This is a genomic window from Rhizobium sp. LjRoot30 (genome assembly GCF_964253915.1).
GTDB lineage: Bacteria > Pseudomonadota > Alphaproteobacteria > Rhizobiales > Rhizobiaceae > Metarhizobium.
In genome coordinates, this window is sequence record NZ_CAXUSG020000001.1 from 574,867 (window position 1) to 599,364 (window position 24,498).

General features: G+C 59.8%; 28 protein-coding genes. 22 read left to right on the top strand and 6 right to left on the bottom strand.

Features of this window, described 5'->3' with window-relative positions:
* The first annotated feature begins 43 nt into the window (after window positions 1–43).
* The 14 genes from ACSQ3I_RS02885 (at window position 44) to visR (ending at window position 13,351) form a co-directional block, all read left to right on the top strand.
* Window positions 44–331: a hypothetical protein gene (locus ACSQ3I_RS02885; protein WP_435995867.1), complete on the top strand. Its 288-nt coding sequence runs from the start codon at window positions 44–46 to the stop codon at window positions 329–331.
* Window positions 332–713: 382 nt separating this feature from the next.
* Window positions 714–2,360, top strand: a complete 1,647-nt coding sequence (locus tag ACSQ3I_RS02890; protein WP_435995869.1) for a methyl-accepting chemotaxis protein — start codon at window positions 714–716, stop codon at window positions 2,358–2,360.
* 136 nt (window positions 2,361–2,496) lie between these two features.
* Window positions 2,497–2,793 (top strand): STAS domain-containing protein, encoded by a 297-nt coding sequence (locus tag ACSQ3I_RS02895; protein ID WP_435995871.1) that lies wholly within the window; start codon window positions 2,497–2,499, stop codon window positions 2,791–2,793.
* Window positions 2,790–3,155: a chemotaxis response regulator CheY1 gene (cheY1, locus tag ACSQ3I_RS02900; protein ID WP_109456295.1), complete on the top strand. Its 366-nt coding sequence runs from the start codon at window positions 2,790–2,792 to the stop codon at window positions 3,153–3,155. The genes ACSQ3I_RS02895 and cheY1 overlap by 4 nt, the downstream gene beginning before the upstream one ends.
* 16 nt (window positions 3,156–3,171) lie before the next feature.
* Window positions 3,172–5,442, top strand: a complete 2,271-nt coding sequence (locus tag ACSQ3I_RS02905; protein ID WP_435995873.1) for a chemotaxis protein CheA — start codon at window positions 3,172–3,174, stop codon at window positions 5,440–5,442.
* 4 nt (window positions 5,443–5,446) lie between these two features.
* The gene (locus ACSQ3I_RS02910; RefSeq protein WP_435995875.1) at window positions 5,447–5,911 is read left to right on the top strand and encodes a chemotaxis protein CheW; all 465 of its coding nucleotides are present in this window, start codon (window positions 5,447–5,449) and stop codon (window positions 5,909–5,911) included.
* On the top strand, window positions 5,908–6,816 hold the full coding sequence (gene cheR, locus ACSQ3I_RS02915) for a protein-glutamate O-methyltransferase CheR (protein WP_435995877.1): 909 nt from the start codon (window positions 5,908–5,910) through the stop codon (window positions 6,814–6,816). The genes ACSQ3I_RS02910 and cheR overlap by 4 nt, the downstream gene beginning before the upstream one ends.
* The gene (cheB, locus tag ACSQ3I_RS02920; RefSeq protein WP_435995879.1) at window positions 6,813–7,862 is read left to right on the top strand and encodes a protein-glutamate O-methylesterase CheB; all 1,050 of its coding nucleotides are present in this window, start codon (window positions 6,813–6,815) and stop codon (window positions 7,860–7,862) included. Before cheR ends, cheB begins: the two co-directional genes overlap by 4 nt.
* Window positions 7,862–8,251: a response regulator gene (locus tag ACSQ3I_RS02925; protein WP_109456299.1), complete on the top strand. Its 390-nt coding sequence runs from the start codon at window positions 7,862–7,864 to the stop codon at window positions 8,249–8,251. Before cheB ends, ACSQ3I_RS02925 begins: the two co-directional genes overlap by 1 nt.
* Window positions 8,248–8,802, top strand: a complete 555-nt coding sequence (gene cheD / locus ACSQ3I_RS02930) for a chemoreceptor glutamine deamidase CheD (protein ID WP_435995881.1) — start codon at window positions 8,248–8,250, stop codon at window positions 8,800–8,802. The genes ACSQ3I_RS02925 and cheD overlap by 4 nt, the downstream gene beginning before the upstream one ends.
* Window positions 8,803–8,817: 15 nt before the next feature.
* A complete protein-coding gene (gene cheT, locus ACSQ3I_RS02935; protein WP_435995883.1) occupies window positions 8,818–9,207 on the top strand; it encodes a chemotaxis protein CheT in 390 nt (129 codons plus the stop codon).
* A 178-nt stretch (window positions 9,208–9,385) separates the two neighbouring features.
* Complete coding sequence (fliF, locus tag ACSQ3I_RS02940) at window positions 9,386–11,059, top strand: flagellar basal-body MS-ring/collar protein FliF (protein WP_435995885.1); 1,674 nt, start codon at window positions 9,386–9,388, stop codon at window positions 11,057–11,059.
* A gap of 787 nt (window positions 11,060–11,846) precedes the next feature.
* A complete protein-coding gene (visN, locus tag ACSQ3I_RS02945; RefSeq protein WP_435995886.1) occupies window positions 11,847–12,593 on the top strand; it encodes a transcriptional regulator VisN in 747 nt (248 codons plus the stop codon).
* 11 nt (window positions 12,594–12,604) lie between these two features.
* Window positions 12,605–13,351 (top strand): transcriptional regulator VisR, encoded by a 747-nt coding sequence (visR, locus tag ACSQ3I_RS02950; RefSeq protein WP_435995888.1) that lies wholly within the window; start codon window positions 12,605–12,607, stop codon window positions 13,349–13,351.
* Between the two features lie 148 nt (window positions 13,352–13,499).
* Here the strand turns inward: visR and ACSQ3I_RS02955 are convergent, their stop codons facing one another.
* From ACSQ3I_RS02955 to motA, 6 genes are all read right to left on the bottom strand, one after another.
* On the bottom strand, window positions 13,500–13,943 hold the full coding sequence (locus ACSQ3I_RS02955; protein WP_435995890.1) for a hypothetical protein: 444 nt from the start codon (window positions 13,941–13,943) through the stop codon (window positions 13,500–13,502).
* Window positions 13,944–13,947: 4 nt separating this feature from the next.
* On the bottom strand, window positions 13,948–15,027 hold the full coding sequence (flhB, locus tag ACSQ3I_RS02960) for a flagellar biosynthesis protein FlhB (protein WP_435995892.1): 1,080 nt from the start codon (window positions 15,025–15,027) through the stop codon (window positions 13,948–13,950).
* Window positions 15,028–15,161: 134 nt separating this feature from the next.
* Window positions 15,162–16,202: a flagellar motor switch protein FliG gene (fliG, locus tag ACSQ3I_RS02965; RefSeq protein WP_435995894.1), complete on the bottom strand. Its 1,041-nt coding sequence runs from the start codon at window positions 16,200–16,202 to the stop codon at window positions 15,162–15,164.
* Window positions 16,203–16,232: 30 nt separating this feature from the next.
* Window positions 16,233–16,775 (bottom strand): flagellar motor switch protein FliN, encoded by a 543-nt coding sequence (fliN, locus tag ACSQ3I_RS02970; RefSeq protein WP_435996271.1) that lies wholly within the window; start codon window positions 16,773–16,775, stop codon window positions 16,233–16,235.
* Between the two features lie 65 nt (window positions 16,776–16,840).
* Complete coding sequence (locus tag ACSQ3I_RS02975) at window positions 16,841–17,779, bottom strand: FliM/FliN family flagellar motor switch protein (protein WP_435995896.1); 939 nt, start codon at window positions 17,777–17,779, stop codon at window positions 16,841–16,843.
* Between the two features lie 5 nt (window positions 17,780–17,784).
* Window positions 17,785–18,657: a flagellar motor stator protein MotA gene (gene motA / locus ACSQ3I_RS02980; RefSeq protein ID WP_435995898.1), complete on the bottom strand. Its 873-nt coding sequence runs from the start codon at window positions 18,655–18,657 to the stop codon at window positions 17,785–17,787.
* A gap of 181 nt (window positions 18,658–18,838) precedes the next feature.
* On the opposite strand from motA, the gene ACSQ3I_RS02985 reads away from it, so the two are divergent.
* The 8 genes from ACSQ3I_RS02985 (at window position 18,839) to flgG (ending at window position 24,479) form a co-directional block, all read left to right on the top strand.
* The gene (locus ACSQ3I_RS02985) at window positions 18,839–19,618 is read left to right on the top strand and encodes a DUF1217 domain-containing protein (RefSeq protein ID WP_435995900.1); all 780 of its coding nucleotides are present in this window, start codon (window positions 18,839–18,841) and stop codon (window positions 19,616–19,618) included.
* Window positions 19,618–20,352 (top strand): flagellar basal-body rod protein FlgF, encoded by a 735-nt coding sequence (flgF, locus tag ACSQ3I_RS02990; protein WP_435995902.1) that lies wholly within the window; start codon window positions 19,618–19,620, stop codon window positions 20,350–20,352. The genes ACSQ3I_RS02985 and flgF overlap by 1 nt, the downstream gene beginning before the upstream one ends.
* A gap of 16 nt (window positions 20,353–20,368) precedes the next feature.
* A complete protein-coding gene (fliI, locus tag ACSQ3I_RS02995) occupies window positions 20,369–21,763 on the top strand; it encodes a flagellar protein export ATPase FliI (RefSeq protein WP_435995904.1) in 1,395 nt (464 codons plus the stop codon).
* A 2-nt stretch (window positions 21,764–21,765) separates the two neighbouring features.
* Window positions 21,766–22,314: a flagellar protein gene (locus ACSQ3I_RS03000; protein ID WP_435995906.1), complete on the top strand. Its 549-nt coding sequence runs from the start codon at window positions 21,766–21,768 to the stop codon at window positions 22,312–22,314.
* A 195-nt stretch (window positions 22,315–22,509) separates the two neighbouring features.
* A complete protein-coding gene (flgB, locus tag ACSQ3I_RS03005) occupies window positions 22,510–22,899 on the top strand; it encodes a flagellar basal body rod protein FlgB (RefSeq protein ID WP_435995908.1) in 390 nt (129 codons plus the stop codon).
* A gap of 4 nt (window positions 22,900–22,903) precedes the next feature.
* Window positions 22,904–23,323, top strand: coding sequence for a flagellar basal body rod protein FlgC (flgC, locus tag ACSQ3I_RS03010; RefSeq protein WP_435995910.1), 420 nt, complete (start codon window positions 22,904–22,906; stop codon window positions 23,321–23,323).
* On the top strand, window positions 23,320–23,658 hold the full coding sequence (locus tag ACSQ3I_RS03015) for a flagellar hook-basal body complex protein FliE (protein ID WP_435995912.1): 339 nt from the start codon (window positions 23,320–23,322) through the stop codon (window positions 23,656–23,658). Before flgC ends, ACSQ3I_RS03015 begins: the two co-directional genes overlap by 4 nt.
* Before the next feature lie 20 nt (window positions 23,659–23,678).
* On the top strand, window positions 23,679–24,479 hold the full coding sequence (gene flgG / locus ACSQ3I_RS03020; RefSeq protein WP_435995914.1) for a flagellar basal-body rod protein FlgG: 801 nt from the start codon (window positions 23,679–23,681) through the stop codon (window positions 24,477–24,479).
* The last annotated feature ends 19 nt before the right edge of the window (window positions 24,480–24,498 follow it).

Here is a 24,498-nt window from a genome sequence, read left to right on the forward strand (position 1 = left end):
AAAAGGCACGTCAGCGTGATGCTGCGTGCCTTTTCGATTCAAAATGGACAAGAAGAAGACCCTTGGCCTGATACCGGTTGTTTTCTTCCGCCGCTCTTTTGCTCGATTCGCCGTGGAGATTTGTTTTCGCCGGGATGCGCTTCAAGCATTACATGTCAAATTTGGAATTCAGAAAATCCGGATGCCCGTTTCTCGTCGTCCCATTTCAATATCGAGAAGCAAGCAAATTGCTGCCAATGTCAGGACGGTGATAAGCGAAGCGCCTATTCCAAGAACAATCATTGCTCATTCCTCCGCCGGCATCATCGCCAACTTGCACCTCAAGCTCTAAGACCTGGAACTTGCCTCTGGCTTGCGTCTTCCGCCTCGGAGAATTGCCGATTCCTGGCACAAATCTCATGGCTGGCGGCCCGATTTGACGAAACATCCGAAGATGACTATAGACAATTAACCTTCAGGCAAGGAATTAACCATAAATATTTGAAGGCACGTCGGAATGGGATTTCGTTTCCTGGAAATCCCGACCAGGCATGACGCCACACCGCCGTACCGGTATCGATCCGGTATCTCTCACAAAGCAGTTGCTAAAACAGCCTTTGGAGACAGCGTGGCATTCGCCTGGGGCCGATATCCCCGACCGATCCCGTTTCTCCGCGGCATGTCTGGCGAAACTAGTCCGGCCGTACCGCACGTTGCTGCGGCGGCCCAGTCGCATGGGGTTTTTGTTGGGGCACGAGGGGCCATCAGATCAGTCGCAGCGGACGCAGGGCAGCCTGCGCGATCGCTTGAGATTTGCCGGCCTCGACGGTGATCGGTGCGATCTCGTGCGCCGCTATCGCCCCATGCTGCAGCCGCTGGTCGAAGCCGGCCTGCGCGATCTCTTTCACCGTTTCCAGACTTTCCCCGATGCGGCTCGCGTCTTTTCCAGCGAACGCCAGGTCGAGCGCATGCACGATCTGCAGTCGTCGCATTGGGACGTCCTGACCGACGCCCGTTTCGACAGCCTTTATGCAGAACGCGTCAAGGTGCTGTCTGATGCCGAGACCAAGATGGGCGTCGATCCGCGCTGGCACGTGGCCGGCCACGCCGTCGTCATGGAACACCTGCTCTCCGGCCTCGTCGGCGAGCTGGATGGCTGGCACGTCACACCGGCACGGCGCAAGCGTGCCCGCGAACTGAGCGACGTCCTCTCGGCCGTGATGCGCATGGTGCTGGTCGATGTCGAAATCGCCGTGTCGCTGCGTTTCAACCAGCAGCGGTTCCAGCACAAACGTCAACTGGACGACCAGCGACAGGCCGATCATGCCGAAGTCGAGCGCCTCTTCGGCGACGTCTTCCGTGGTCTGGCAGAACGGGACCTGACGGTGAGGGTGGCCGGCGAGGTGCCGGATCTCTATTCCGAACTTGCCGAAACGCTGAACTCGGCCCTCGACGAAATGCAGACGGCCTTGAGTTCGTTTGCCGAACGGTCGGAAGCGGCCGAAGCTGCGGTCGGCTGTCTTGCCGGTGATGCCGGCACGCTGGTCGGCCATGCGGCGCGGCAGTCGCAGCAGTTGCTCGGCACCGCAAACCTGCTCGGCGGCATCGCCGCCCGCGTCCGCGAAAGCGCCAGTTTTACCAAATCGGCCGAACAGATGGCCCTGGCGACACGTTCGGCGGCGGAAGACAGCGGTAATGTCGTCGGCAAGGCGATCAGCGCCATGGCCGATATCGAGACATCCGCGTCCCAGATCGGCGAGATCATCGGCGTCATCGACGAGATCGCCTTCCAGACCAATCTCCTGGCGCTGAATGCCGGCATCGAAGCGGCGCGCGCCGGCGACAGCGGTCGCGGTTTTGCCGTCGTTGCCCAGGAAGTGCGGGCCTTGGCGCAGCGGTCCGCCGATGCCGCCCGGGAAATCAAGACGCTCGTCGGCGGTACGAAATCCCAGGTCGAGGCCGGCGTCCAGATGGTCGGCCGCACGCAGGACGCGATTGGCAACATCGTTCGCCAGGTGACCGACATCAATGCGGCGATATCGGATATCGCCCGATCGACGGAAGAACATGCCAGCGGGCTGGATGCCGTCACTGCCGATCTCGGCACACTTGGCGGCGATATCGGCAACCACGCCGAGCTTGCGCGCCGCACAGGCTCGGAGACGGACGAGCTTCACAAGGTCATCCTCGAGCTTGGCGAGACCATTCGCGAATTCCGTACCCACCGCCAGGACTATGTCGCACGCCAAGTCGCGCCGAAGGCTGCCCCTCTGCCGCCGGCACGGGCCGCCATTTTGCCGCCCGTGCGGCAAATATCTCGTGAAAATGACGTTCGGAGCAATTTTAATCGTTCGATTCACCGAATGGGAAGCATGCGATGAGCGGTTTCTTTACCACCTTTGCTTATAAACGGGACTTGGGGTGGCGAAATGCGGCCGTGTCGGAGGGACAACCGATGCGCCCGGTCGATGCAAAAACCCTGATGTTTTACGGATGCGACGGACGAGGAATGAACTGATGGCGAGCAAAGCGGGCGCGCAGAATGTGAAATTGGCCGCGATCCTGGACCTCAACGAGGCCACGACGCTGCATGGAACGCTCCTCTCCTTGCGTGGGAGCGATATCGTAATCGACGCCTCGGCGGTCGAGCGTTGCGGAACCCAGTGTATCCAGGTTCTCGTTGCGGGAGCAAAGGCTTGGGAAGAGGACAAGAAGACCTTCACCATCGGCAAGGTTTCCGATGCGTTTGAGAAAACGACCCAACTCATCGGTGTCAATTTCGAGCAGCTGCTCGGCAAGGAGATTCGGCAATGAAAAAACGAGTTCTGACCGTGGATGATTCACGGACGATCCGGAACATGCTTCTGGTGACCCTCAACAATGCAGGTTTCGAAACGATCCAGGCCGAAGACGGCGTGGAAGGTCTCGAAGTCCTGGAAGACTGCAATCCGGATGTCATCGTCACCGACATCAACATGCCGCGCCTGGACGGTTTCGGTTTCATTGAAGGCGTTCGCCGCAATGAAAAATACCGTGCCATCCCGATCCTGGTCCTGACCACGGAAAGCGATGCGGAAAAGAAGAATCGCGCACGTCAGGCCGGTGCAACCGGTTGGATCGTGAAGCCGTTCGACCCCACGAAACTGATCGATGCCATCGAACGTGTAACCGCCTGAACCGGGAATTTCTCCTATGGATATGAACGAAATCAAAGAGATCTTTTTCCAGGAGTGCGAGGAGCAGCTCGCGGAACTGGAATCCGGTCTTTTGAAGCTGAATGACGGTGATCGCGACCCGGAAACAGTCAATGCTGTTTTCCGTGCCGTTCACTCGATCAAAGGTGGTGCAGGTGCGTTCGGTTTGGACGACCTGGTTGCCTTTGCTCACGTTTTCGAAACGACTCTTGATTGCGTTCGTTCCAACAAGCTAGAGCCGACCCAGGACGTGCTCAAGGTGATGCTCAAGTCGGCCGACGTGCTGGCCGACCTGACCAACGCCGCCCGCGATGGCGGCAGCGTCGACGAATCGCGCAGCCGCGGCCTGGTCAAGGAACTGGAAGCCCTGGCGCATGGCGAAATTCCGGCACCGAGCGCCGCCGTCGAGGCGCCGGCGCCCAAGCCCGCCCCGAAAGCCGCCGCTCCGGTGGTCGCCGTTGCGCCGACGGACTCCAGCGGTTTCCAGCCGATTCCGTTCTCCTTTGACGATTTTGGCGGCGAAGACGACCAGTCCGCCGCCCTGCCGGCCTACGAAATCACGTTCAAGCCGCGCGCGGAACTGTTCTCGAAGGGCAACGAAGCCTCGCTGCTGTTGCGCGATCTCTCGCGCATCGGCGAGATGAGCATCTATTGCAACACCGACGACGTGCCGGCACTCGACAAGATGGATCCGGAAGGGTCCTACCTGCATTGGGTCATCTCGATCAAGACCGACAAGGGCGAGGCAGGCATCCGCCAGATCTTCGAATTTGCCGAGTGGGATTGCGAACTCGACATCAAGCTACTCGAAGACGATGGTCCCGCGGCCCAGGCCGAGAGCGAACTGCCGATGATCCCCGTGCCGTTTGATCTGTCGATCCTCGATGACGGCCCGGCCGCCGTCGAAACCGACGTCGCCGCCGCCGTTGCCGCCGCCGATACGGCCAGCAACGTCATGCAGATGGCGAGTGCCGCCGCGCGGGGCGAGAAGAAGGAATCCGCTGCTGCAACCGCTGCAGCTGCCGCCGCCAACAATGCCCAGGCTGCCAACAATGCCAGCGCCGGCCAGACGATCCGCGTCGATCTCGACCGCGTCGACCGCCTCATCAACCTCGTCGGCGAGCTTGTCATCAACCAGGCGATGCTGTCGCAGAGCGTCATCGAGAACGACACCAACGGCACGTCGTCGATCAACATGGGCCTCGAGGAGCTGCAGCAGCTCACCCGCGAGATCCAGGACTCGGTCATGGCCATCCGCGCGCAGCCGGTCAAGCCGGTCTTCCAGCGCATGGCCCGTACCGTCCGCGAAATCGCCGACATCACCGGCAAGTCGGTCCGCCTCGTCACCGAAGGTGAAAACACCGAAGTCGACAAGACCGTCATCGACAAGCTCGCCGAGCCGTTGACGCACATGATCCGCAACGCCGTCGACCACGGCCTGGAAATGCCGGAAAAGCGCGTCGCGCTCGGCAAGAACCCGGAAGGCACGGTCAAGCTGACCGCCAAGCATCGCTCGGGTCGCATCGTCATCGAACTGACCGACGACGGTGCCGGCATCAACCGCGAGAAGGTGCGCCAGAAGGCGATCGCCAACGACCTGATCTCGCCCGATGCCAACCTGACGGACGAAGAAATCGACAACCTGATCTTCCACGCCGGCTTCTCCACCGCCGACAAGGTCTCGGACCTTTCCGGCCGCGGCGTCGGCATGGACGTGGTCAAGCGCTCGATCCAGGCACTCGGCGGCCGAATCTCCATCTCCTCGAAGCCCGGCCAGGGCTCGACATTCTCGATGAGCCTGCCGCTGACGCTCGCCGTCCTCGACGGCATGGTGGTGACCGTTGCCGGCCAGACCCTCGTCGTGCCGCTGACGGCCATCGTCGAGACGTTGCAGCCGGAAGCCTCGTCGATCCATTCCTTCGGTGCGACGCAGCGCCTGATCTCGATCCGCAACTCCTTCTGCCCGCTGGTGGATGTCGGCCGGATCCTGAACTTCCGCGCAACGCAGGCCAATCCGGTCGAAGGTGTGGCACTTCTGGTCGAATCCGAAGGCGGCGGCCAGCGTGCACTGATGGTCGATGCAATTCAGGGCCAGCGTCAGGTCGTTATTAAGAGTCTTGAGGCAAACTACACACATGTGCCGGGAATTGCGGCAGCAACCATTCTGGGTGACGGGCGCGTCGCGCTCATCCTGGACGTGGATGCGGTCGTGGCAGCCTCGCGCGGTCAGTCGCTCAAGCAGGAAATGTCGCTAGCTTCGGTTGGATGAAATCATGTCGTACCTCGTAAAAAATCTGACCCAGGGAAGTCGTGAGCTTATCGCCTTTCGTATTGGTGACCAGGAATTTTGCGTGAACATCATGTCGGTCCGCGAAATCCGCGGCTGGACGCCGGCAACGCCGATGCCGCATTCGCCCTCCTATATGAAGGGTGTGCTGAATCTGCGTGGTGCCGTCCTGCCGATCATCGATCTGTCGGCCCGGCTCGGCATGCGGCCGACCGAACCGAGCCCGCGCCACGTCATCATCGTGGCGCAGGTCAACCGCAAGGTCGTCGGCCTGCTGGTCGAGGCGGTCTCCGACATCCTGACGGTGACCGACGAGAATATCCAGCCGACGCCGGAAATCTCGTCGGATCTCGAAAAGCAGTTCGCCCGCGGCATCCTGGCCATCGACAAGCGCATGATCTGCCTTGTTGAACTCGATGGCCTCTTCCCGGAAGAAAGCGAGGCAGCATGAATGCGATCAGCCTGAGCGATCACCGGCAGTCGCCGGACGAGGTGTTGGCGAGCGGTGAATATCCGCTGACGCGCCGCGACCTTTCGGAGATCGCGGCGATGATCTACGCCGATGCCGGCATCTATCTCAACGACTCCAAGGCGTCGCTGGTCTACTCGCGTCTGTCGAAGCACATCCGCACGCTTGGCCTCAGCGGTTTTCGCGAGTATTGCCAGCTGGTGTCTTCGCCGGCGGGTGCTGCGCCGCGCCGCGAGATGCTGTCGCATCTAACGACGAACTTCACCCGCTTCTTCCGTGAAAACCATCATTTCGATCACCTGAAGAACGATGTGTTGCCGGAGCTGCTGGCCCGCGCCAAGTCCGGCGGTCGTGTCCGCATCTGGTCGGCCGCCTGTTCCGACGGGCAGGAGCCGTATTCGATTGCGCTGACGGTGCTCTCGGTCATGCCGAATGCCGCCGACTACGATATCCGTATCCTGGCGACCGATATCGATCCGAAGATCCTGGCGCTCGCCCGCGCCGGCGTCTACGACGAGACGGCGCTGGAAACGGTGTCTCCGGCCATGCGCAAGCAATGGTTCCGGGAAGTCGACGTCAACGGCCGGCGGAAATTCCAGATCGATGACCGGGTCAAGAGGCTGATCACCTTCAACGAACTGAACCTGATGGCGCAATGGCCGTTCAAGGGACCGTTCGATGTGATCTTCTGCCGCAACGTGGTCATCTATTTCGATGAGCCGACCCAGATGAAGATCTGGTCGCGGTTTGCCACCAACCTGCCGGATGGCGGACATCTTTATATCGGCCATTCTGAACGGGTTTCCGGCGACGCCAAGAACCTGTTCGACAATATCGGCATCACCACCTACCGGTATACCGGTGGCAAGGCAGGGAGGAAAGTATGAGTGTACCTGCCCGGGTTCTTGTCGTCGACGACTCGCCCACCATGCGTGGTCTGATCACGGCTGTGCTCAGCGCCGATCCGGACGTGAGCGTCATCGGCCAGGCCGGCGACGCGCTGGAAGCGCGCGAAGCGATCAAGAAACTCAATCCCGATGTCGTCACCCTCGATATCGAGATGCCGAACATGAACGGCCTCGATTTTCTGGAAAAGATCATGCGGCTGCGTCCCATGCCGGTGATCATGGTGTCCAGCCTTACCCATCGCGGCGCCGAAGCAACGCTTGCGGCCCTCGAAATCGGTGCCTTCGACTGCGTCAGCAAACCCGTTCCGGGCGAGCCGAGGCCGTTCACCGACCTTGCCGACAAGGTCAAGGCGGCAGCGCGTTCCTTGCGGTCCATCGGCCGGCCGGCTGTTTCCGCCCCGGCCCCGGTGGTCGCCCCTACCAGTGATTTCCGTGTCGGACGAAAGATCGTGGCCATCGGCTCCTCGACGGGCGGCGTCGAGGCGTTGATCACGGTCCTGCAAAAATTTCCGGTCAATTGTCCGCCGACCGTCATTACCCAGCACATGCCCTCCACCTTCACCAAGAGCTTTGCCGAGCGGTTGAACCGCATCTGCGCGCCGGCGGTGCAGGAAGCCACGGACGGCGCACGGTTGGAAATCGGAAAGATCTATCTTGCACCCGGTGGCGACCGCCACCTGCAAGTCACGAATGCAGCAGCTCCCTGCTGCCGTCTCATCGAGCGGGACCCCGTCAATGGCCATCGGCCATCGGTGGATGTCCTGTTTGATTCGGTCGCTGAACTGGCGGGTCGCAATGCTGTGGGGGTCATCCTCACCGGCATGGGACGCGACGGTGCGGCCGGTTTGCTCAAGATGCGTCATGCAGGCGCGCGTACCATTGGGCAAAACGAAAAAACCTGCGTGGTCTACGGGATGCCAAGGGTTGCTCACGAGCTCGGCGCCGTTGAGCAGCAACTCCCCCTTGGTGCCATCGGGGAAGAAATCCTGAAATTTACAGCCGCCCGAAAAGAAGGGAGCGATTAATGTCTATAGCCGAAAAAATCAAAGTTCTGATCGTCGACGATCAGGTCACCAGCCGACTGCTGCTGAGCGATGCCTTGGTCCAGCTCGGATTCAAGCAGATCACCTCCGCAGGTGATGGCGAGCAGGGCATGAAGATCATGGCCGAGCAGCCGCATCACCTGGTGATCTCCGACTTCAACATGCCGAAGATGGATGGCATCGGTTTTCTGCAGGCCGTGCGTGCGAACCCGAACACCAAGAAGGCCGCCTTCATCATCCTGACGGCACAGGGTGACCGGGCTCTGGTGCAGAAGGCAGCGCAGCTGGGCGCCAACAACGTCCTGGCCAAGCCGTTTACCATCGAAAAAATGAAGGCGGCGATCGAGGCCGTATTCGGAGCCTTGAAATGACAACCGATGTTGCAGCCAGACGCGTAAACATTATCCAGGGGGAATATAAGGTTATTGACGATCCCAATGTCGTTTTGACCACGATCCTTGGTTCGTGTGTGGCTGCATGTCTGAGAGACCCGGTCGCCGGCGTTGGGGGGATGAACCATTTCCTCTTGCCGGGGTCAGCTGCTGCGGTATCGGCGGGCGGCGACGCCACACGTTATGGCGTCCATCTGATGGAATTGCTGATCAACGGGCTTCTCAAAAAGGGAGCAAGGCGCGACCGGCTTGAGGCCAAGATTTTCGGAGGCGCCAAGACGATTGCCACCTTCTCGAATGTTGGTGATCAGAACGCCGCCTTCGCGATGCAGTTCCTGCGGGACGAGCGCATCTCCGTCGTCGGCTCGAGCACCGGCGGCGAGTATGGCCGCAAGCTCGAATATTGGCCTGTCAGTGGCCGTGCACGCCAGTATCCGCTGACGGGTGCGGAAACGCAAAAAACGGTGGCCCTGGAGCAGAAACCAGCCCCTGCGCCCCGTCCGGTGGAAAGTTCAATCGAGTTTTTTTAAGGACTGTTTCCGACTATGCTGCCGGACATTGCCAACCAGACCCAGGCGGTCGAAGAATCGCTTCCCGAAATCCTCATGCGGATTGTTTCGGAGTTGCACGACGTGGCCTATCTGATCGAGCGCATCGAGCCGCAATTGCTGGAACTCGGCGGTGGAGAGGTTCTTGCTTCCCCCGATTCCATGAAGATCTTGCAGGGCATCGACCTCGCCGTGCAGAAGACGCGCGGCCTTGCCGAATTCATCGACACCGTCACGGGTACCGTGCCGGAAAACTGGGTGGTGGATGTTGCGACCGCCCTCAGCCTCGTCAAGCTTGCCGACATGCAGAAGGCGCTTGGCGGTGGAATGCGTCACGGCCATTCGCAGCCGCTGACCAAGGCGGCGGGTGATTTCGACCTTTTCTGAGGCCGCTTCTTCCCTTCCGTACCTGACGAAAATCAAGCTTTCCGACCGCATTCCGGCGGAAATAGGCTGATTTGCGGCCCTAAAAGCCATTAGACGAAACGTTCGCGCAAGCTTCACTTCTTAGTGTCGCCCCAGAGAATTAAGACTCTTCCTCTCTGGTTGACGGTGCGAGAACAGAATGAATCTGTTAAATCAATTACTTCAGGTTTTTAGGAACTTTGCCTCCTTGGGGCAGGCGCGTTTGCTGACCCTGATTGGGGTTGGCGTCGTCTCGATGGCAATCATCCTTTTCGCCGCATTCTACGTCAACAAGCCGGCCTATGAGACGCTCTATGTCGGGCTTGAGGCGACCGATCTCAATCAGATCAGTATCGCGCTTGCAGAAGCGAATATGGATTTTGAAGTCGGCACCGACGGCAAGAGCGTGCAAGTGCCGACCGGCACGACCGGCAAGGCGCGCCTTCTGCTCGCCGAACGCGGTCTGCCGAACAGCGCCAATGCCGGTTATGAACTTTTCGACAATGTCGGTTCGCTCGGCCTCACCTCCTTCATGCAGGAAGTCACCCGCGTTCGCGCCCTCGAAGGTGAAGTCGGCCGTACGATCCAGGCCATCAACGGCATTTCCGCCGCCCGCGTTCACATCGTCATGCCCGACGTAGGCAATTTCCGCCGCGGCGAGCAGAAACCGACGGCATCCGTCATGATCCGTGCCGGTGCCGAAGCGGGCCGCAAGGCTGCCGCTTCCATCCGTCATCTGGTTGCCTCCTCCGTTCCCGGCCTCGATGCCGACGACGTGACGATCCTAGACTCCACCGGCCAGCTTCTCGCCTCCGGCGACGACAGCGCCAATGGTTCGCTGGCACGCAATCTCGGCATCGTGCAATCGGTCCAGAACGAAGTCGAATCGAACATCGACAAGGCTCTCGCACCGTTCCTCGGCATGGACAACTTCCGTTCGAGCGTCACGGCGCAGCTGAACACCGACAGCCAGCAAATCCAGGAAACGGTCTTCGATCCGGAATCCCGCGTCGAGCGGTCGGTCCGCATCACTAAGGAAGCGCAGAAATCTCTCTCCCGTCAGGCTGACACGGCGGCGACCGTCGAGCAGAACGTGCCGCAGGCCGGTCCGGAAGGCACCACCGGTCCGGAGTCTTCCGACGAAGCCGACAAGAAGGAAGAGCAGACCAACTACGAAATCAACAGCAAGACCGTTGCCACGACCCGCAACAGCTACAAGCTCGAAAAGCTCTCCGTTGCCGTCGTCGTCAACCGTGGCCGCGTTGCCAAGATGGTCGGCGAACCCGTCGACCAGGCCAAGGTCGATGCCTATCTTGCCGAAATGCAGAAGATCGTCAGCTCGGCTGCTGGTCTCGACACGGCACGCGGCGACGTCGTGACCGTCACGGCGATGGACTTCCTGGAAAACCAGCTTCTCGACGAAGCCGCTTCCGGCCCCGGCGTCATGGACATGCTGAGCCGCAACATGGCCGGCATCATCAACTCGCTGGCCTTCGTTGCCGTGGCTTTCCTGATCGTCTGGCTGGGTGTTCGTCCGCTGGTCCGCTCGGTCGGCGCAGATGCTGCCGCCGGCGAGGCGCTGGCCCAGCAGGAAGCCGGACTGGAACTGCCCGATTTCGCACCCTCGACGGGTGGCGGCACCGGCCTCATGGACGGCTTCGGTTCGGATTTCGGCTTCGACAGCACCGACGACATGCTCATGGACGACGACGAAGGCGGCTTCAACCGCCGGGTTCGCGAAGGACCGGAACGGCGCCTGGCGCGGATGGTGGAGATCAGCGAAGAACGCGCCGCCAAGATCCTCCGCAAATGGGCCATCGACGAGGCCGCCTGATACAAAAACACCGGTTCGCATCTGCGAGCCGGTGTTTTCGCTTTTGAAGGCAGGTGCAGAATTCGGCGAAATTTTGTCACCGAGAAGACGGGCCTACGATAGTGTAGGATCTGCCATTCTTGCCCTTCGAGAGCTTTAGGGCAGCAAAATATCGCAATGTGAAAAGCATCTCTCTTGACTGAATGGCATTTTTTCGCCGTTCTTCTGCGATTTTTCGATCGTGATTGATGGTGTTTTGTCTTAACGATTTGGAAAGGAAATGATTTTGCGCACCTATAGGCAGATCGAAAATTCCCATTCTCCACATTATTTTTGATTTATGTCATCGCTACGTTACTCAAATGATGAGATACAGTTTTTCAGCGGATCATATTGTAAGGCAACAGAATAGTATTCAGAAGAGAAGATTATGCGGTTCACAGTTTGCATGTGTATTCAAGAATAATATTCTTGTGTAATGTGTATTTGGTGAATAAATAGATGATTGCTGTGGCTTGAAGTCGTTTTTGGGGAAATTCGTTGCCGCCCTGCAGGAATCATATTACGGTGCGCATGCTGGGTGTCCTCGTATATTGGCAAAAATTTGGCGAATCGCATCACAAAAGCCAGGCTTGGTAAATCCCTAAAGCTTGGAGGTGCCGCGATTGCCTTTGTTGTCTAGACTGCAGTGATTCGGCAGAGGTGCAGATTTTGACATGTGGTAGGACGTCGGCACGTCGAATGCTTGGGAACCGGTGAAGTCAAACCGGAAAGTGGCTCTCAATGTGAGCCCTATGGGGAGTGCAATATGGAAGTGGAGACATTGCAGTCCGACATTGCACTCAAAGGTCGCCCTTTCGTGGGTGGCAGCCAGTTGTCGAAGTCGATGTCGCGTGAGCAGTTGATCGGCAAGCTGGCGCGATTGGCCGGCCCGAACCACCTGCCGGCTGGCATGGGCGCCCTGACAGATTATGTCGGCGCCTCCCACTATCTTCTTGCCCGATATGACCTGGTGCAGGAGCAGGGGCTCGAATTCGTAGTGTCGTCGAACTGGCCCTTCGACCTTGTGCGGCGCCTCAGCGTCGATCTCGCCAATCTGTATTCCCGTTCGACGGAGCTGGAGAAGTGCCTCTCCATCCTGCAGCCGAGCTTTGCCCTGCTGCCGGATGACGTTGAGGTGCCGCCGGGCGTCAGCCGTCAATATTGCTCGTTGACCTTCAATGTCGGCCGCACCCGTCTGTCCCTCATGCTGCTTTTTGCCGACGGCATCATCCTCTCGCAGGACCGGCTGCGTGATGTCGGCCTGTTCGCCGGATATTACTCCAGCTTTGCGCGTGCCCGCGACCAGAAGGCGGAACGGGATTTCGATCTGACCGAACGTGAACTCGAGTGCCTTTTCTGGATTGCCGAAGGCAAGACCAGCGACGAAATCGCGATGATCCTCGGCATCTCGCGCAACACGATCAACAACTACATCACCAGCGTTATGCGCAAGACAGCAACCAAGACCAGATCGGAAGCCATCGCTTATGCGGTGCGCAACAACCTGGTCTGACGGGGAGATAGATGGCGTATTCGCAGGACAAGAACGGTGATGCTCCGGGAGAGATCAGGACGTTCCGCATGACGCGGATCACAAGTCGGTCGGACCTGTTTCCCCGTCTCGTCTCGATGCAGAAGACCATCAACGCCCGGCATTTTGCCGTGTTCCGTATCTCCGGCGCCGGCCTGCCGAGCAAGCGCAAGCTGGTCTGCGAGCTTGAAAACTGGGGGCCATCGAACATCACCGCCTCGCAGATGTTCGTCGAAGCCTATGGCGATGCGCTGATCGAGCATATGGAGAAATCGCTGCTGCCGTTGATGTGGAACGGCCGCGACGAGACGAGCGTCGCCGAAACGCCTGACCTCGACCTGTTCACGGTGCGCCTCAAGGGGCGGCTTCTGCCATTCTCGGGGGTTGCCTTTCCGGTGCGGCTCGGCGCCGTCGGCAATGGCTACACCTTGTTCACATCCAACTACATCGACCTCGCAAGCGATGCGCTCGTCGACCTGCACGGCAAGAGCTGCCATATCATGATGGACCTGCTGTCGCTCGACGAGCGGCGTGCCGTGCCCGCCGAAACCCTCAGCGAGCGCGAGGTCGCTTGCCTGCAGCTGGCCGGCGACGGCCGCATCAGCGACGAAATTGCCGACAAGCTCGGCCTCTCCGTTCACACCGTCAATGCCTATCTCGGATCGGCGACCATCAAGCTCGATTCGGTCAACCGTATCCAGGCCATCGCCAAGGCGATCCGCCTCGGTTACATCAGCTGATTACCGCGTCACGGGGCGATCTTCGCTGAAACGCAGATGCGTTCGGGCGAAGGCGAGGCCCCTTTGCGGGGCCTGCCGGCATGCGCGATTTTACGCAATATCAGGCAAAACAGGGGATAGAGAGCGGATCCGAAGGCTCGATACGCGCCTACGCCGTTCTCCGCAGGCGTTCGGTCGTCTTGACGAATTTCGCCGCTTCCAGGCTACGGGCAAGGAAGGCAGTGTTCTCGTCCGGGTCGGCGGACGGATTCTGGAAGGCGATATGATTGATCTCGATACCGGCGACGGTATCGCTGAGCATCAGCTGCGCATAGATCGTCACGCCCGGCGGCTTGATTTCCAGGTCGAGGGTGACCTCCGGGACACCGCCCCATTCCAGCTTGTAATTTCCGCCGGCGCCGAAATTCACCGTGCCGGGGTGGAAAAACAGCTCCGCGGCCGACGAAACGAGATCCGCAAGATTGGCATTATACTCAAAACGCAAAAGTGAGATGAGATCTGCGGCATCCAGGAGACGCAGTTCTGTTGCGACCGGGCTAATCGCATCGGCAATGATTTTTTCACGACGTGTGGAATAGGGGCATTTTTTCATCAGGCTAGTGAACCCGTCTGTTTGGTTGCATCGCATAAACACGATGAATCAGTTCAGCGACAGCTTTGTAGAATACTGACGGGATGACACTATCGATCGAGACTTGCGCAAACATGGAGCGTGCGAGTGGCGGGTCCTCAAAAACCGGAATGCCGTTTTCTTCGGCAATTTCGCGAATCTTCAACGCAATGAGATCCTGGCCCTTGGCGATGACCACCGGCGCATCGTTTTCTTCGCGCACATAACGCAGCGCCACGGCAAAGTGGGTCGGGTTGGCGATGATCAGCGTGGCGCGCGGCACGTTGCCGATCATACGCCGGCGAGCGCGGTCGCGGGCGATGGAGCGCTGGCGCGCCTTGATGACCGGGTCACCCTGCGACTGCTTGAATTCGTCCTTGACCTCCTGCTTCGTCATCATCAGCTGGGTGAACCAGTGATGGCGCGTCCAGAAGAAGTCGATGATCGCGATGGTGGCGGTGGCAAAGAGAATCACGATCATGATTTTCTTGAACGTCCCGGCCATCTTGACGAAGATGACCTGCGGATCGGAAAACATCGCGTCGATCGACGAGAAGAACTCGCTTCGCAAGGCAAAGAACATGATCAGCGATACGACCATGATCTTGAACAGCGATTTTCCGAATTCGACGAAACCCGGCGCGCTGAACATCCGCGACCAGCCCTTCATCGGCGATATGCGCGACATCTGCGGCCTGATTCGTTCCAGCACGAAGCTCGGCATGTTCTGCAGGATCGAGGAGCCGATACCGAAGGCGAGGAAAAGCACGAAGGCCGGCAGCAGCAGCGCGCTGGATTCCCATCCGAGGTGCACGAAGAGGGAGAGAACGTCGGTGCTGGTCTCGATCTTCCACTGGTCCGGCTGCTCGAACAGGTCTCGCAATGTCTCGCCGATACGAGCTATGCCGGAAGGGATGAAGAAAATCAGATAAACGTAGAAGGCGACGGCAGATGCGAAGATCGTGACTTCGCGGGAGAAGGGGACGTTGCCCTTTTCGGCCGCGTCGCGAATTTTTTTCTCTGATGGGGCTTCTGTTTTACTGTCTTTGTCGTCGTCGTCAGCCATACGCGCTGCCTTTCACAAAGAAAAAAGCCCGTGACGAATCACGGGCGACTCTTCCCAGCAAAATTACTCTTTCGCGTATTGACCGGCAACAAGCCCGGCATCTTCTCCCGGGCTTGTTTGGTCAGGACGGGCGATCAGGCCGCCTCGGCCGAACCGTCCGCCTTTTCCTTGAGCTCGATCTGGCCGGCATTGGCAAGACGGATAGCTTCCTGGGCGACGGCGCGGCGGGCAATCGCGATTTCGCGCGGATTGATGCCGGTCGTGCCGGTGGAGAGATCCGATTCGATCATGCGGCGCTGGCGCGGGCTGATGCAGACCAGGACGGATTCGCGGATTTCGTTCGGTGCGCCGCGAAGCGCCATGGTGAGAATGTCGGCGGCAATGTCGTTGAGCAGCATGACGCGGCTGCGCTGCGGCATGTACATGAGGTCTTCGAAGAGGAAGATCCTCGGGCGAACCTTGTTGACGGCGTCCTTGTTGAGCGATTCCAGCGAGTTGAGCAGGGTATCGACCATCGGCTTGTCGAGTTCGTTCATGAGGTCGGCGACCTTTGCCGTACCGACCGAATTCTTCTCGGCCTCGATCTCGCCCACCAGCTCGTGGACACGGTTTTCGATGATGCTCGCAGCCTTGGGGCTGACGTCGCGCAGGTTGACCGTACGGTTCATGATGTCGGCCCGGCGGCTGTCGGGAAGCTGCAGCAGCACCTTGGCGCCGAAGGACGACGGGATCATCGAGAGAATGTAGGCAATCGTCTGCGGATGTTCGCGCAGCAGGAACTGCGCCACGAACGCCGGATCGGCGTCCTGGAGGCGATCCCAGATGGAGGATTCGTAGGCCTGGAAGGCGGTACGGCGGCCGAGCAGGCCATCCACCTCTTCTGGGGTAAGGCCTTCCTCGAGGATATCCTCGATGGCCTTGGCATTGTCCATGAGACCCGTTCCCTCGGTGAACAGGTCCTCGAATTCGCTGACCAGTGCCGCCAGCTCATCCGGCGGAATGGTCCTCAGGGTCTGGGCAGAGGAGATGATCAATTGCAGTTCGTGCTGGGTGAAATATTTCAGCAGCCGGCCGGCAACCTGCTTGCCCATGGCCAGAAGGACCGCAGCGGCCTTGTCTGGCTGGGAAAGCGGGCTACCGGGAAGCGATCCGCCAAAATCCTCGAAGTCCATCATGGTCTCTCACCTCTCTGTCCCAAACAGGGATCAGGCCTTCTTCGTACTCATAACTTCAATCAATTTGACCCCGAAACGGGTGTCGTCACCATCCAGGACGGTGATTTCGCCGCGCGCAATCTTGCGGCCATTGACCATGATATCGACCGGTTCGCCGATCTTCTTGTCAAGCGCTATGGTTGCACCTTCCTGAAGATTCATCAAGCCGGAGACTTGCATGCGGCTGGTCCCGAGAATGATCTGGACTTCGATCGGAATGTCCATGATCAGGTCGAGGTTGGAGTTGAGCGCGCTGCCCGGCTCCTGCATGCGGGAGGACGAGCGGCTGCTCGAAGCACCCGAGGAAAAGCTCGGGGTGCTGTCGAAGCTGCTCGCAGCACTCGTTGCGCCGAAATCGTCGCCGCCGAAGGCCGAGAGATCGGCTGCTCCGCCGAAATCGCTGTCCGGCATTCCACCGTCGGCGTCGCTCTTCAGCACGCCGCGCAGATCGTCGATGGCCTGCTCCAGATCGGCATCATTGCCGGGAGCTTCCATGGAGAAGTCTGTGTCCAAAGGGGTTTTCTTGGTAGCCATGAAAATCACTATTCCAGTTGAAACTTGCCTCAACCTGCCTTCGCTGCAGTGCGGCGGAAAATCGCTTAACCCATCAGGTGGCGAAGGATCTCGTCTTCAGTGCTGACATTGTCCGTCACCCGGACCATGTAGTTGGCGCCGGCCTTGCCGAGTTCGCAGACATACATGTCCTTGCCGTTGGCGCTGATGTCGACCTGGACGTCTTCCTTGTCCTGGAAGGAGATAACGTCGCCGACGGCCAGCTTGGAAATCGTCCGCAAGGTCAGCGATTCGAGCCGGATGCGGGCCTGCAGCGTCACATGCGAGCGGCGAACCTGCTCGCCGATCTGGTCGCCCCAGTCCTTCTGGGCCTTCGGCGCCTGGTTGCGCGATTTCGGCAGGGTGACATGGGTTTTCAGCAATGCCTTCTGCGGAACGACCAGTGCGAACTCGCCGGTGACCGAACCGATGCCGATCGTCAATTTGAAGGCAGCAGCGAATTCGTCTGCCTCACCCGCCGGGCTGACACGGTCCTCGGCATTGCGGGGACGCTGGATCGTTGCTTCGAAGCTGCCAGGCGCGTTGACGCCGGAACGCAGCACGCTGCCGATCTTGTCGAAAACCATCGTCGCCAGGTCGAGTTCGATGCGCGAGAGCGGCCGTTCGATCGGCTCCTCGATCGCATCCGGCGAGGCGCCGAGCAGGTTTTCCATCAGGGTGATGATGAAATTGTTGCCGCAGGTCAGCACATAGTGCGGGCACCAGTTGCGCAGCGATGCGTTGGCAATGACGATATCGTCGCCGAGATCGGCGATGAGGTCCGTCATGAGACCGGTTTCGCAACCCGTATAACCGACCTTCACGTTCAGGCCGGTTTCGCTCTTGAAGACGTCGGGGAGAAATTCCGCGTAGAGCTGGCCGAATTCGGCGCAGAGCTTGGCGATCGATCTCTGGTCGCCCAGCCCGCCGGTCAGTTTGGCGAGCAGGGCAGGATTCATTCCATATTTGGCGGATGCTTCTGTCATAGGAGTCACGCTGCCTTGTTTTCGCCGCCAGGATTCATCATTTCCTGTTCAACGGCATCGATTGACGGACGTTCGTAGGCGGAAATCGTCTTGCGGCCATATTCGAGAGCGACCTGCGGGACCGAGCCGTTCATGTAGGCGAGCAGGGTCTGCTTGACGATGATGTAGAGCCGATGCTGCTTGGCGCGGACGATCTTGATCTGGGAAACCAGCGGGTTGCAGAGCGAGTAGGACAAGAGAATGCCGAGGAAGGTGCCGACAAGTGCGGCGCCGATCAGGTGACCGAGAACCTCGGGCGATTCGTTGATGGCGCCCATGGCCTTGATAACGCCGAGAACGGCGGCGACGATACCGATGGCGGGGAATGAATCGCCCATGATCGAGATCGCGTAGTAGGGCTTCATCTTGTCGTGCTGGAGCGTGTTGAGCTCCTCGTCCATCAGCGCTTCGATTTCGTGCGAACGGGCATTGCCGATGATGATCAGACGCACGTAGTCGCAGATGAACGCCGTGAGTTCCTTGTTCTTGAGAACGGTCGGCGCCGACTGGAAGATGGTCGATTCGTCGGGATTGTCGATATGGGCTTCGATCTCGTTGCGCGACTTGGTGCGCAGGTCGCGCATCAGCGAATAGAGAACACCCAGCGTATCGAGGTAGTGGCGTTCCTTCGGGACGGAATTCTTGAAGGCCTCACCGAGCGCCTTACCCGAGTCTTTCACGACTTTCATCGGGTTGGCCATGATGAACCCGCCAAGGCCGGCGCCGCCGATGATGACGAATTCGAACGGCTGGAACAGCACCTCGATGTGACCACCCATGGCCATGAAGCCACCGATGATGCAGCCGCAGGTAATCACAAATCCGATGAGAATATTCATTTTGAGCCTGTGTCCGAACGTTGTTCTTCATCGAGACGGATACGGTTTCTGGCTTGCGTGAGGCTGAATCGAAAGACCGTTTTCCGGTGTCGGGAAGCAAACAGTTTCGCGCAAGGCTTTGCCGCCATTAATGCCGCACACGCCCTTGCGGCAAGTGTCCATCAAACACGGCGGTGATTTCGTGACGACGACATACACAAGCTACCGGCTGATCAGTCAGGACCTTACGAAGTCGCTTGAACGGGTGGCTGCCAAGCCCGACGTCAAGCGCGAAACGGAATATTACCTGTCGAAGATCGGCGACATCAAGTCGATCGACGATTTCATGGCTGATTCCCGCCTTTATAACTACGCGCTCAAGGCGCATGGCCTGGAAGACATGGCCTATGCCAAGGCTTTCATCCGCAAGGTGCTGACGGAAGGCATCGACGACAAGGAAGCCTTCGCCAACAAGCTGACGGACAGCCGCTACGGCGATCTCGTAAAATCCCTGAATTTCGCCACGCACGGCACGGCGGCAACCTCCTTCGACCGTGCGACGAAGGGTGTGGTCGAAAAATACACGCGCCAGACGCTGGAACAGGATGCCGGTTCCGAAAACAACGGCGTACGGCTTGCGCTTTATTTCGAACGCACCGCCTCGACGATCAAGTCCGGCCTCGACATCCTTGCCGACGATGCCCTGAGCCAGGTGGTGCGCACCGCGCTGCAGATACCCTCGGAAACGATCGCCACCGATATCGACAAGCAGGCGGCCTATCTCGACCGTGTCCTCGACATCGAGGATTTTCAAGATCCGGAAAAGGTCGGCAAGTTCCTCGAGCGCTTTACCGCGATGTGGGAAATGGAGAACCCGTCGGACAACTACGATCCGCTCACCGTCTTCGGTGGTTCCTCCGGCCACGGCATTTCGACCGACCTCTTGCTTTCTATCAATAATCTCAAACTTGGAGGCAGCTAATGCAGTCCGGGATCTATGTCTCTCTTTCCTCGCAGATTGCACTCGAGCGACGCCTGACCACCATCGCCGACAACATGGCGAACGTGAACACGGCCGGCTTCCGCGCCACCGACGTCAAGTTCGACGAGGTGATGAGCAATACGCAAAACGAGCAGAACGCCAAGATCGCGTTCGTCTCGCAGGGTAACGACTACCTGTCCACCCGCCAGGGCCAGTTCGACAATACCGGCAATCCGCTCGATTTCGCCGTCAAGGGCGATGCGTGGTTCGCCATCGATACGCCGGTCGGCCAGGTGCTGACGCGCGACGGACGTTTCACGCTCAAGGATACCGGCGAACTCGTCTCGTCGCAGGGTTACCCGGTCCTCGATGCCGGCGGCGCACCGATCCAGATCGACCGCACCGGCGGTGAGATTTCCGTCGCCATCGACGGCACCATCCGCCAGAACGACACGCAGGTCGGCTCGATCGGCATCTTCAAGGCCGATATCTCCAAGGGTTTCGTCCGCTATGAAAACAGCGGCGTCATCACCACGGACCGGCCGCAGCCGGTGGTCGATGATTCCACCTCGGGCGTCATGCAGGGTTATGTCGAGCAGTCGAACGTCAACGGCATCGCCGAAATGACGCAGCTCATTCAGGTCAACCGCGCCTTCGAAAGCGTTTCCGCCCTGATGCGCGACAGCGAGACATCCATTCAGGAAGCCATCAAGACGCTCGGCGGCAGCGCCTGAGCCCGGATAAAGCCCGATGATCGAAGAGCAGTCCGCCGGTACCCATCCTTCACGCAAGCTGGCCCATCTCGCCAGCCTGGTGAACCGGTATGCCAATCCCGAATACTCCGTCACGCATGGCGGACATGTTCAGACCATCGCCGCCGGCCATTATACGGTCAGCGGGCTCTCACGGCATGTCCGGCTCGGCGAATTCGTGGCGCACCGCAGCTCGACAGGCATCCACCTCGGCGAAGTGGTGCGGGTTGAACCCGAAGTCGTCTATGTCTGCCCGATCGAACCGGGCGAACCGATCGGCATCCACGACGTGGTCATTCGCAAGGGCGCCTTCCGCGTCGCTCCCGATGACAGCTGGTGCGGCCGCACCATCAATGCACTCGGTGACCCCATCGACGGCAAGGGACCGCTTGCATCGGGAACGCTCCGCCGGCCGATCTCCAACACAGCGCCGCCGTCGATGACGCGCAAGCGGGTAGAGAAGGGTTTCAAGACCGGTGTTCGCGCCGTCGACATCTTTTCTCCCCTCTGCCTCGGCCAGCGCCTCGGCGTTTTCGCGGGATCGGGCGTCGGTAAGTCGACGCTGCTTTCGATGCTTGCCCGCGCCGATGCCTTCGATCGCGTGGTGATCGCGTTGGTCGGCGAGCGTGGCCGCGAAGTGCGCGAATTCATCGAGGATACGCTGGGCGACAACATGGCCAAGTCCATCGCGGTCGTCGCCACCAGCGACGAAAGCCCGATGCTGCGCAAGATGGCGCCGCTGTCGGCCATGACCATCGCCGAACATTTCCGCGACCAGGGCGACAACGTGCTGCTCATCGTCGACAGCGTCACGCGTTTTGCCCACGCCATCCGCGAAGTGGCGGTCGCCGCCGGCGAACCGCCGATCGCGCGCGGCTATCCGGCATCGGTCTTCACCGAGCTGCCGCGATTGCTGGAGCGCGCCGGGCCGGGACCGGAAGGTTCGGGCACGATTACGGCGATCATCTCCATCCTCGTCGACGGCGACAACCACAACGACCCGATCGCCGACTCCACCCGCGGCATTCTCGACGGCCACATCGTTCTGGAGCGCAGCCTGGCAGACGAGGGGCGTTATCCGCCCGTCAATCCGCTGTCCTCGATTTCGCGACTGGCCCGCAAGGCATGGTCGCCGGACCAGGAAAAGCTGGTATCGCGGTTGAAATCCCTCATTCACCGCTTCGAGGAAACCCGGGACCTCCGGCTGATCGGCGGGTATCGCCCCGGCGCCGATCCCGATCTCGACATGGCGGTGAAGCAGGTTCCCATCATCTACGACGTGCTGAAGCAGTCGCCGGGTGACCGGCCGTCGCTGGATGCCTTCACCGATCTCGCCACGGGTCTGAAGAACGGATCCGGCAACGTCAATCAACCGATGGCTAGGAGGGCGTAGGGATGGCCAGGAAGAAAAAAGCCAGGATCGCGAACATCGCGATCGATCTCGAAAGCACGCCGCGCCAATCGCGGACGGGCGACCGCGTCCTGACCATACTGGGCCTCTCCATCGCCGCCGCCGCCGCTTTCTTTCCCTGGTACGTGTTTTTCAACGCCGACAAGTTCGGCGTGCAGATGACCAACTGGGACGGGACGCGCGACCTGCCGGACCTGCCGCCGCGCAACGTTTTCAGCGTTTCCCCGCTGGCGATGACCGACAACACGGAAAACACCGCGGAGCCGCTCGACGACCTGGTGACGGCGACCGTCGCCAATACCGGCGACAAGAAGAAGCGGGACATCAAGGAAGATCAACCGTTCCCGGGCAAGAGCGATTTCCGCCTGCTGCACGTGGCGAACGGCCGTGCGCTGATCGAGGATTCGACCGGCATGTACATGGTGCGCGTCGGTTCGATCCTGCCGGACGAAAGCCGTCTCGCCAGCCTCGAGCAGCGCGAAGGCAAATGGGTGATCGTCACTTCGAACGGCAATATCTACGGCGCCAACTGAGGCGTTGCACCGCAATGATAGCATGGGCGCGGCAGGTCATGCCGCGCCTTTTTGCGTTCTCTGCCCGAACGATTCGCAGCGTCGTCGTCTCCGGGAGAAATACGCGCCGAACGCCGTCTTTCCCGGCTTTTCTCCGTAAGTCCCACGCAAGATTAGCAGCATAGGGTCGGGATAGTAAAAGTCGGAGAGTCGCTTATGCAGCCTATCCAGTTGTTCGATCTTGCGTCCCGTCAGGCCTCGTGGCTCTCGGTGCGCCAGCAGGTGGTTTCCACCAACATCGCCAATGCAAATACGCCGAAATACATGGCCAAGGACGTAACGCCGTTCAATGCCGTGCTGGATTCGACGCCCATTCGCATGGCGCGCACCAACACCGGCCACATGACCGACAGCAGTCAGCTCAGCGACGAAGTCGATGTCGTCAAGGCAAAGCTGGATCAGGAAATCGGCGTTCAGGAATCCGGCAACAGCGTCGGCATCGTCGAGGAAATGAGCAAGACCGGCGAAATCAAGCGCCAGTACGAGCTGAACGCCGCACTGGTGAAATCCTTTCATCGCATGATGTTGATGACCTTGAAGAAGTAGGACCATGGATCCCCTTGCAGCCTCAATGAAAATCTCGGGCAGTGGACTGGAAACACAGTCCACGCGCCTGCGCATCGTTTCGGAAAACATCGCCAACGCGCGTTCGACGGGCGACACCCCTGGTGCCGATCCCTATCGCCGCAAGACGATCACCTTCGGCAGCGAGCTCGACAAGGCGACGGGAGGCACGCTTGCCACCGTCAAGAAATTCGGCGTCGATCGCTCGAAGTACATCGAGGAATACGATCCCGGCAATCCGGCGGCCGACGAGAAGGGCATCGTCAAGATGCCGAACGTCAACATGCTGGTCGAAATGGCCGACATGCGCGAAGCCAACCGGTCCTACGAAGCCAACCTGCAAACCATCAAGCAGACGCGTGAGCTGATCGCTGCGACGCTTGATCTTCTGAAAGCATCGCAATGATCAATGCAATCAACGCTGTAAGCGCGCTTGGAATGACCCGCGGCCTCGGCGAGGTCTCGCTCGACGCCACCCAGCAGGCTCTCTCGCCGCAGCAGGCAACCGGCGGTCTCGCCACCGGCCTGAGCTTCGGCGAAGTGCTCGGCAACATGACGACCGAAGCCATCAGCAACTTGAAGGGTGCGGAAGCTGCGTCCTTCGCCGGTATCAAGGGTGAAATCAGCACCCGCGAAGTCGTCGACGCGGTGATGCAGGGCGAGCAGTCGCTTCAGACGGCCATCGCGCTGCGCGACAAGGTCGTCACGGCCTTCCTCGATATCACCCGGATGCAGATTTAAACGCGTAAAGGATCAAGATCATGAGAGCTCTTGCTATTGCTGCCACCGGCATGGATGCCCAGCAGACCAACCTCGAGGTGATCGCGAACAACATCGCGAACATCAACACGACCGGCTTCAAGCGCGCACGTGCCGAGTTTTCCGACCTGCTTTACCAGACCGAGCGCGCCGCCGGCGTGCCGAACCGCGCCAACCAGGCGATCGTGCCGGAAGGCGCCAACATCGGTCTCGGCGTCAAGACGTCGGCCGTCCGCAACCTGCATCTCCAGGGCCAGCTGAACGAAACCGGCAACGACCTCGACGTCGCGCTGATCGGCAAGGGTTTCTTCCAGATCCAGACGCCTGACGGTGGCACCTTCTACACGCGTGCCGGCTCGTTCAATAAGAATGCCGACGGCCAGCTCGTCACCATCGACGGCTACACCGTCATGCCGGGCATCGTCTTCCAGCAGGACGACACCGACATCGAGATCAGCCGCAGCGGCCTTGTGACCGCCAAGGTTCTCAATGCCGCCAGCGGCATGATGGAAGTCCAGGAGCGCGGCCAGCTGCAGATCGCCAACTTCGTCAACGAAGCCGGCCTCTCGCCGCTCGGCGACAACCTGTTCGCGCAGACGCCGGCTTCCGGCGAACCGGTCGTGGACAATCCGGACACCCAGGGCTTCGGTTACCTGAAGCAGAACTACCTGGAATCCTCCAACGTCGACGCCGTCCGTGAAATCACCGAGCTGATCTCGGCGCAGCGCGCCTACGAAATGAACTCCAAGGTGATCACCACCGCCGACGAAATGGCCTCCATCGTCAGCAAGAACCTGAAGTAAATCCTTTAAAAAGAGGGTG

Bases quoted from the DNA above. Each gene is read 5' to 3' on its own strand.
- ACSQ3I_RS02925 (WP_109456299.1), top strand. From the start codon at position 7,862: ATGTCTATAGCCGAAAAAATCAAAGTTCTGATCGTCGACGATCAGGTC.
- visN (WP_435995886.1), top strand. From the start codon at position 11,847: ATGGAAGTGGAGACATTGCAGTCCGACATTGCACTCAAAGGTCGCCCT.
- cheD (WP_435995881.1), top strand. From the start codon at position 8,248: ATGACAACCGATGTTGCAGCCAGACGCGTAAACATTATCCAGGGGGAA.
- fliN (WP_435996271.1), bottom strand. From the start codon at position 16,775: ATGGCTACCAAGAAAACCCCTTTGGACACAGACTTCTCCATGGAAGCT.
- flgB (WP_435995908.1), top strand. From the start codon at position 22,510: ATGCAGCCTATCCAGTTGTTCGATCTTGCGTCCCGTCAGGCCTCGTGG.
- ACSQ3I_RS02895 (WP_435995871.1), top strand. From the start codon at position 2,497: ATGGCGAGCAAAGCGGGCGCGCAGAATGTGAAATTGGCCGCGATCCTG.
- ACSQ3I_RS02955 (WP_435995890.1), bottom strand. From the start codon at position 13,943: ATGAAAAAATGCCCCTATTCCACACGTCGTGAAAAAATCATTGCCGAT.
- flgC (WP_435995910.1), top strand. From the start codon at position 22,904: ATGGATCCCCTTGCAGCCTCAATGAAAATCTCGGGCAGTGGACTGGAA.
- cheY1 (WP_109456295.1), top strand. From the start codon at position 2,790: ATGAAAAAACGAGTTCTGACCGTGGATGATTCACGGACGATCCGGAAC.
- ACSQ3I_RS02885 (WP_435995867.1), top strand. From the start codon at position 44: ATGGACAAGAAGAAGACCCTTGGCCTGATACCGGTTGTTTTCTTCCGC.
- ACSQ3I_RS03015 (WP_435995912.1), top strand. From the start codon at position 23,320: ATGATCAATGCAATCAACGCTGTAAGCGCGCTTGGAATGACCCGCGGC.
- ACSQ3I_RS02890 (WP_435995869.1), top strand. From the start codon at position 714: ATGGGGTTTTTGTTGGGGCACGAGGGGCCATCAGATCAGTCGCAGCGG.
- cheR (WP_435995877.1), top strand. From the start codon at position 5,908: ATGAATGCGATCAGCCTGAGCGATCACCGGCAGTCGCCGGACGAGGTG.
- cheB (WP_435995879.1), top strand. From the start codon at position 6,813: ATGAGTGTACCTGCCCGGGTTCTTGTCGTCGACGACTCGCCCACCATG.
- fliG (WP_435995894.1), bottom strand. From the start codon at position 16,202: ATGATGGACTTCGAGGATTTTGGCGGATCGCTTCCCGGTAGCCCGCTT.
- cheT (WP_435995883.1), top strand. From the start codon at position 8,818: ATGCTGCCGGACATTGCCAACCAGACCCAGGCGGTCGAAGAATCGCTT.
- flgF (WP_435995902.1), top strand. From the start codon at position 19,618: ATGCAGTCCGGGATCTATGTCTCTCTTTCCTCGCAGATTGCACTCGAG.
- ACSQ3I_RS02905 (WP_435995873.1), top strand. From the start codon at position 3,172: ATGGATATGAACGAAATCAAAGAGATCTTTTTCCAGGAGTGCGAGGAG.
- motA (WP_435995898.1), bottom strand. From the start codon at position 18,657: ATGAATATTCTCATCGGATTTGTGATTACCTGCGGCTGCATCATCGGT.
- fliI (WP_435995904.1), top strand. From the start codon at position 20,369: ATGATCGAAGAGCAGTCCGCCGGTACCCATCCTTCACGCAAGCTGGCC.
- visR (WP_435995888.1), top strand. From the start codon at position 12,605: ATGGCGTATTCGCAGGACAAGAACGGTGATGCTCCGGGAGAGATCAGG.
- flgG (WP_435995914.1), top strand. From the start codon at position 23,679: ATGAGAGCTCTTGCTATTGCTGCCACCGGCATGGATGCCCAGCAGACC.
- ACSQ3I_RS03000 (WP_435995906.1), top strand. From the start codon at position 21,766: ATGGCCAGGAAGAAAAAAGCCAGGATCGCGAACATCGCGATCGATCTC.
- flhB (WP_435995892.1), bottom strand. From the start codon at position 15,027: ATGGCTGACGACGACGACAAAGACAGTAAAACAGAAGCCCCATCAGAG.
- ACSQ3I_RS02910 (WP_435995875.1), top strand. From the start codon at position 5,447: ATGTCGTACCTCGTAAAAAATCTGACCCAGGGAAGTCGTGAGCTTATC.
- fliF (WP_435995885.1), top strand. From the start codon at position 9,386: ATGAATCTGTTAAATCAATTACTTCAGGTTTTTAGGAACTTTGCCTCC.
- ACSQ3I_RS02975 (WP_435995896.1), bottom strand. From the start codon at position 17,779: ATGACAGAAGCATCCGCCAAATATGGAATGAATCCTGCCCTGCTCGCC.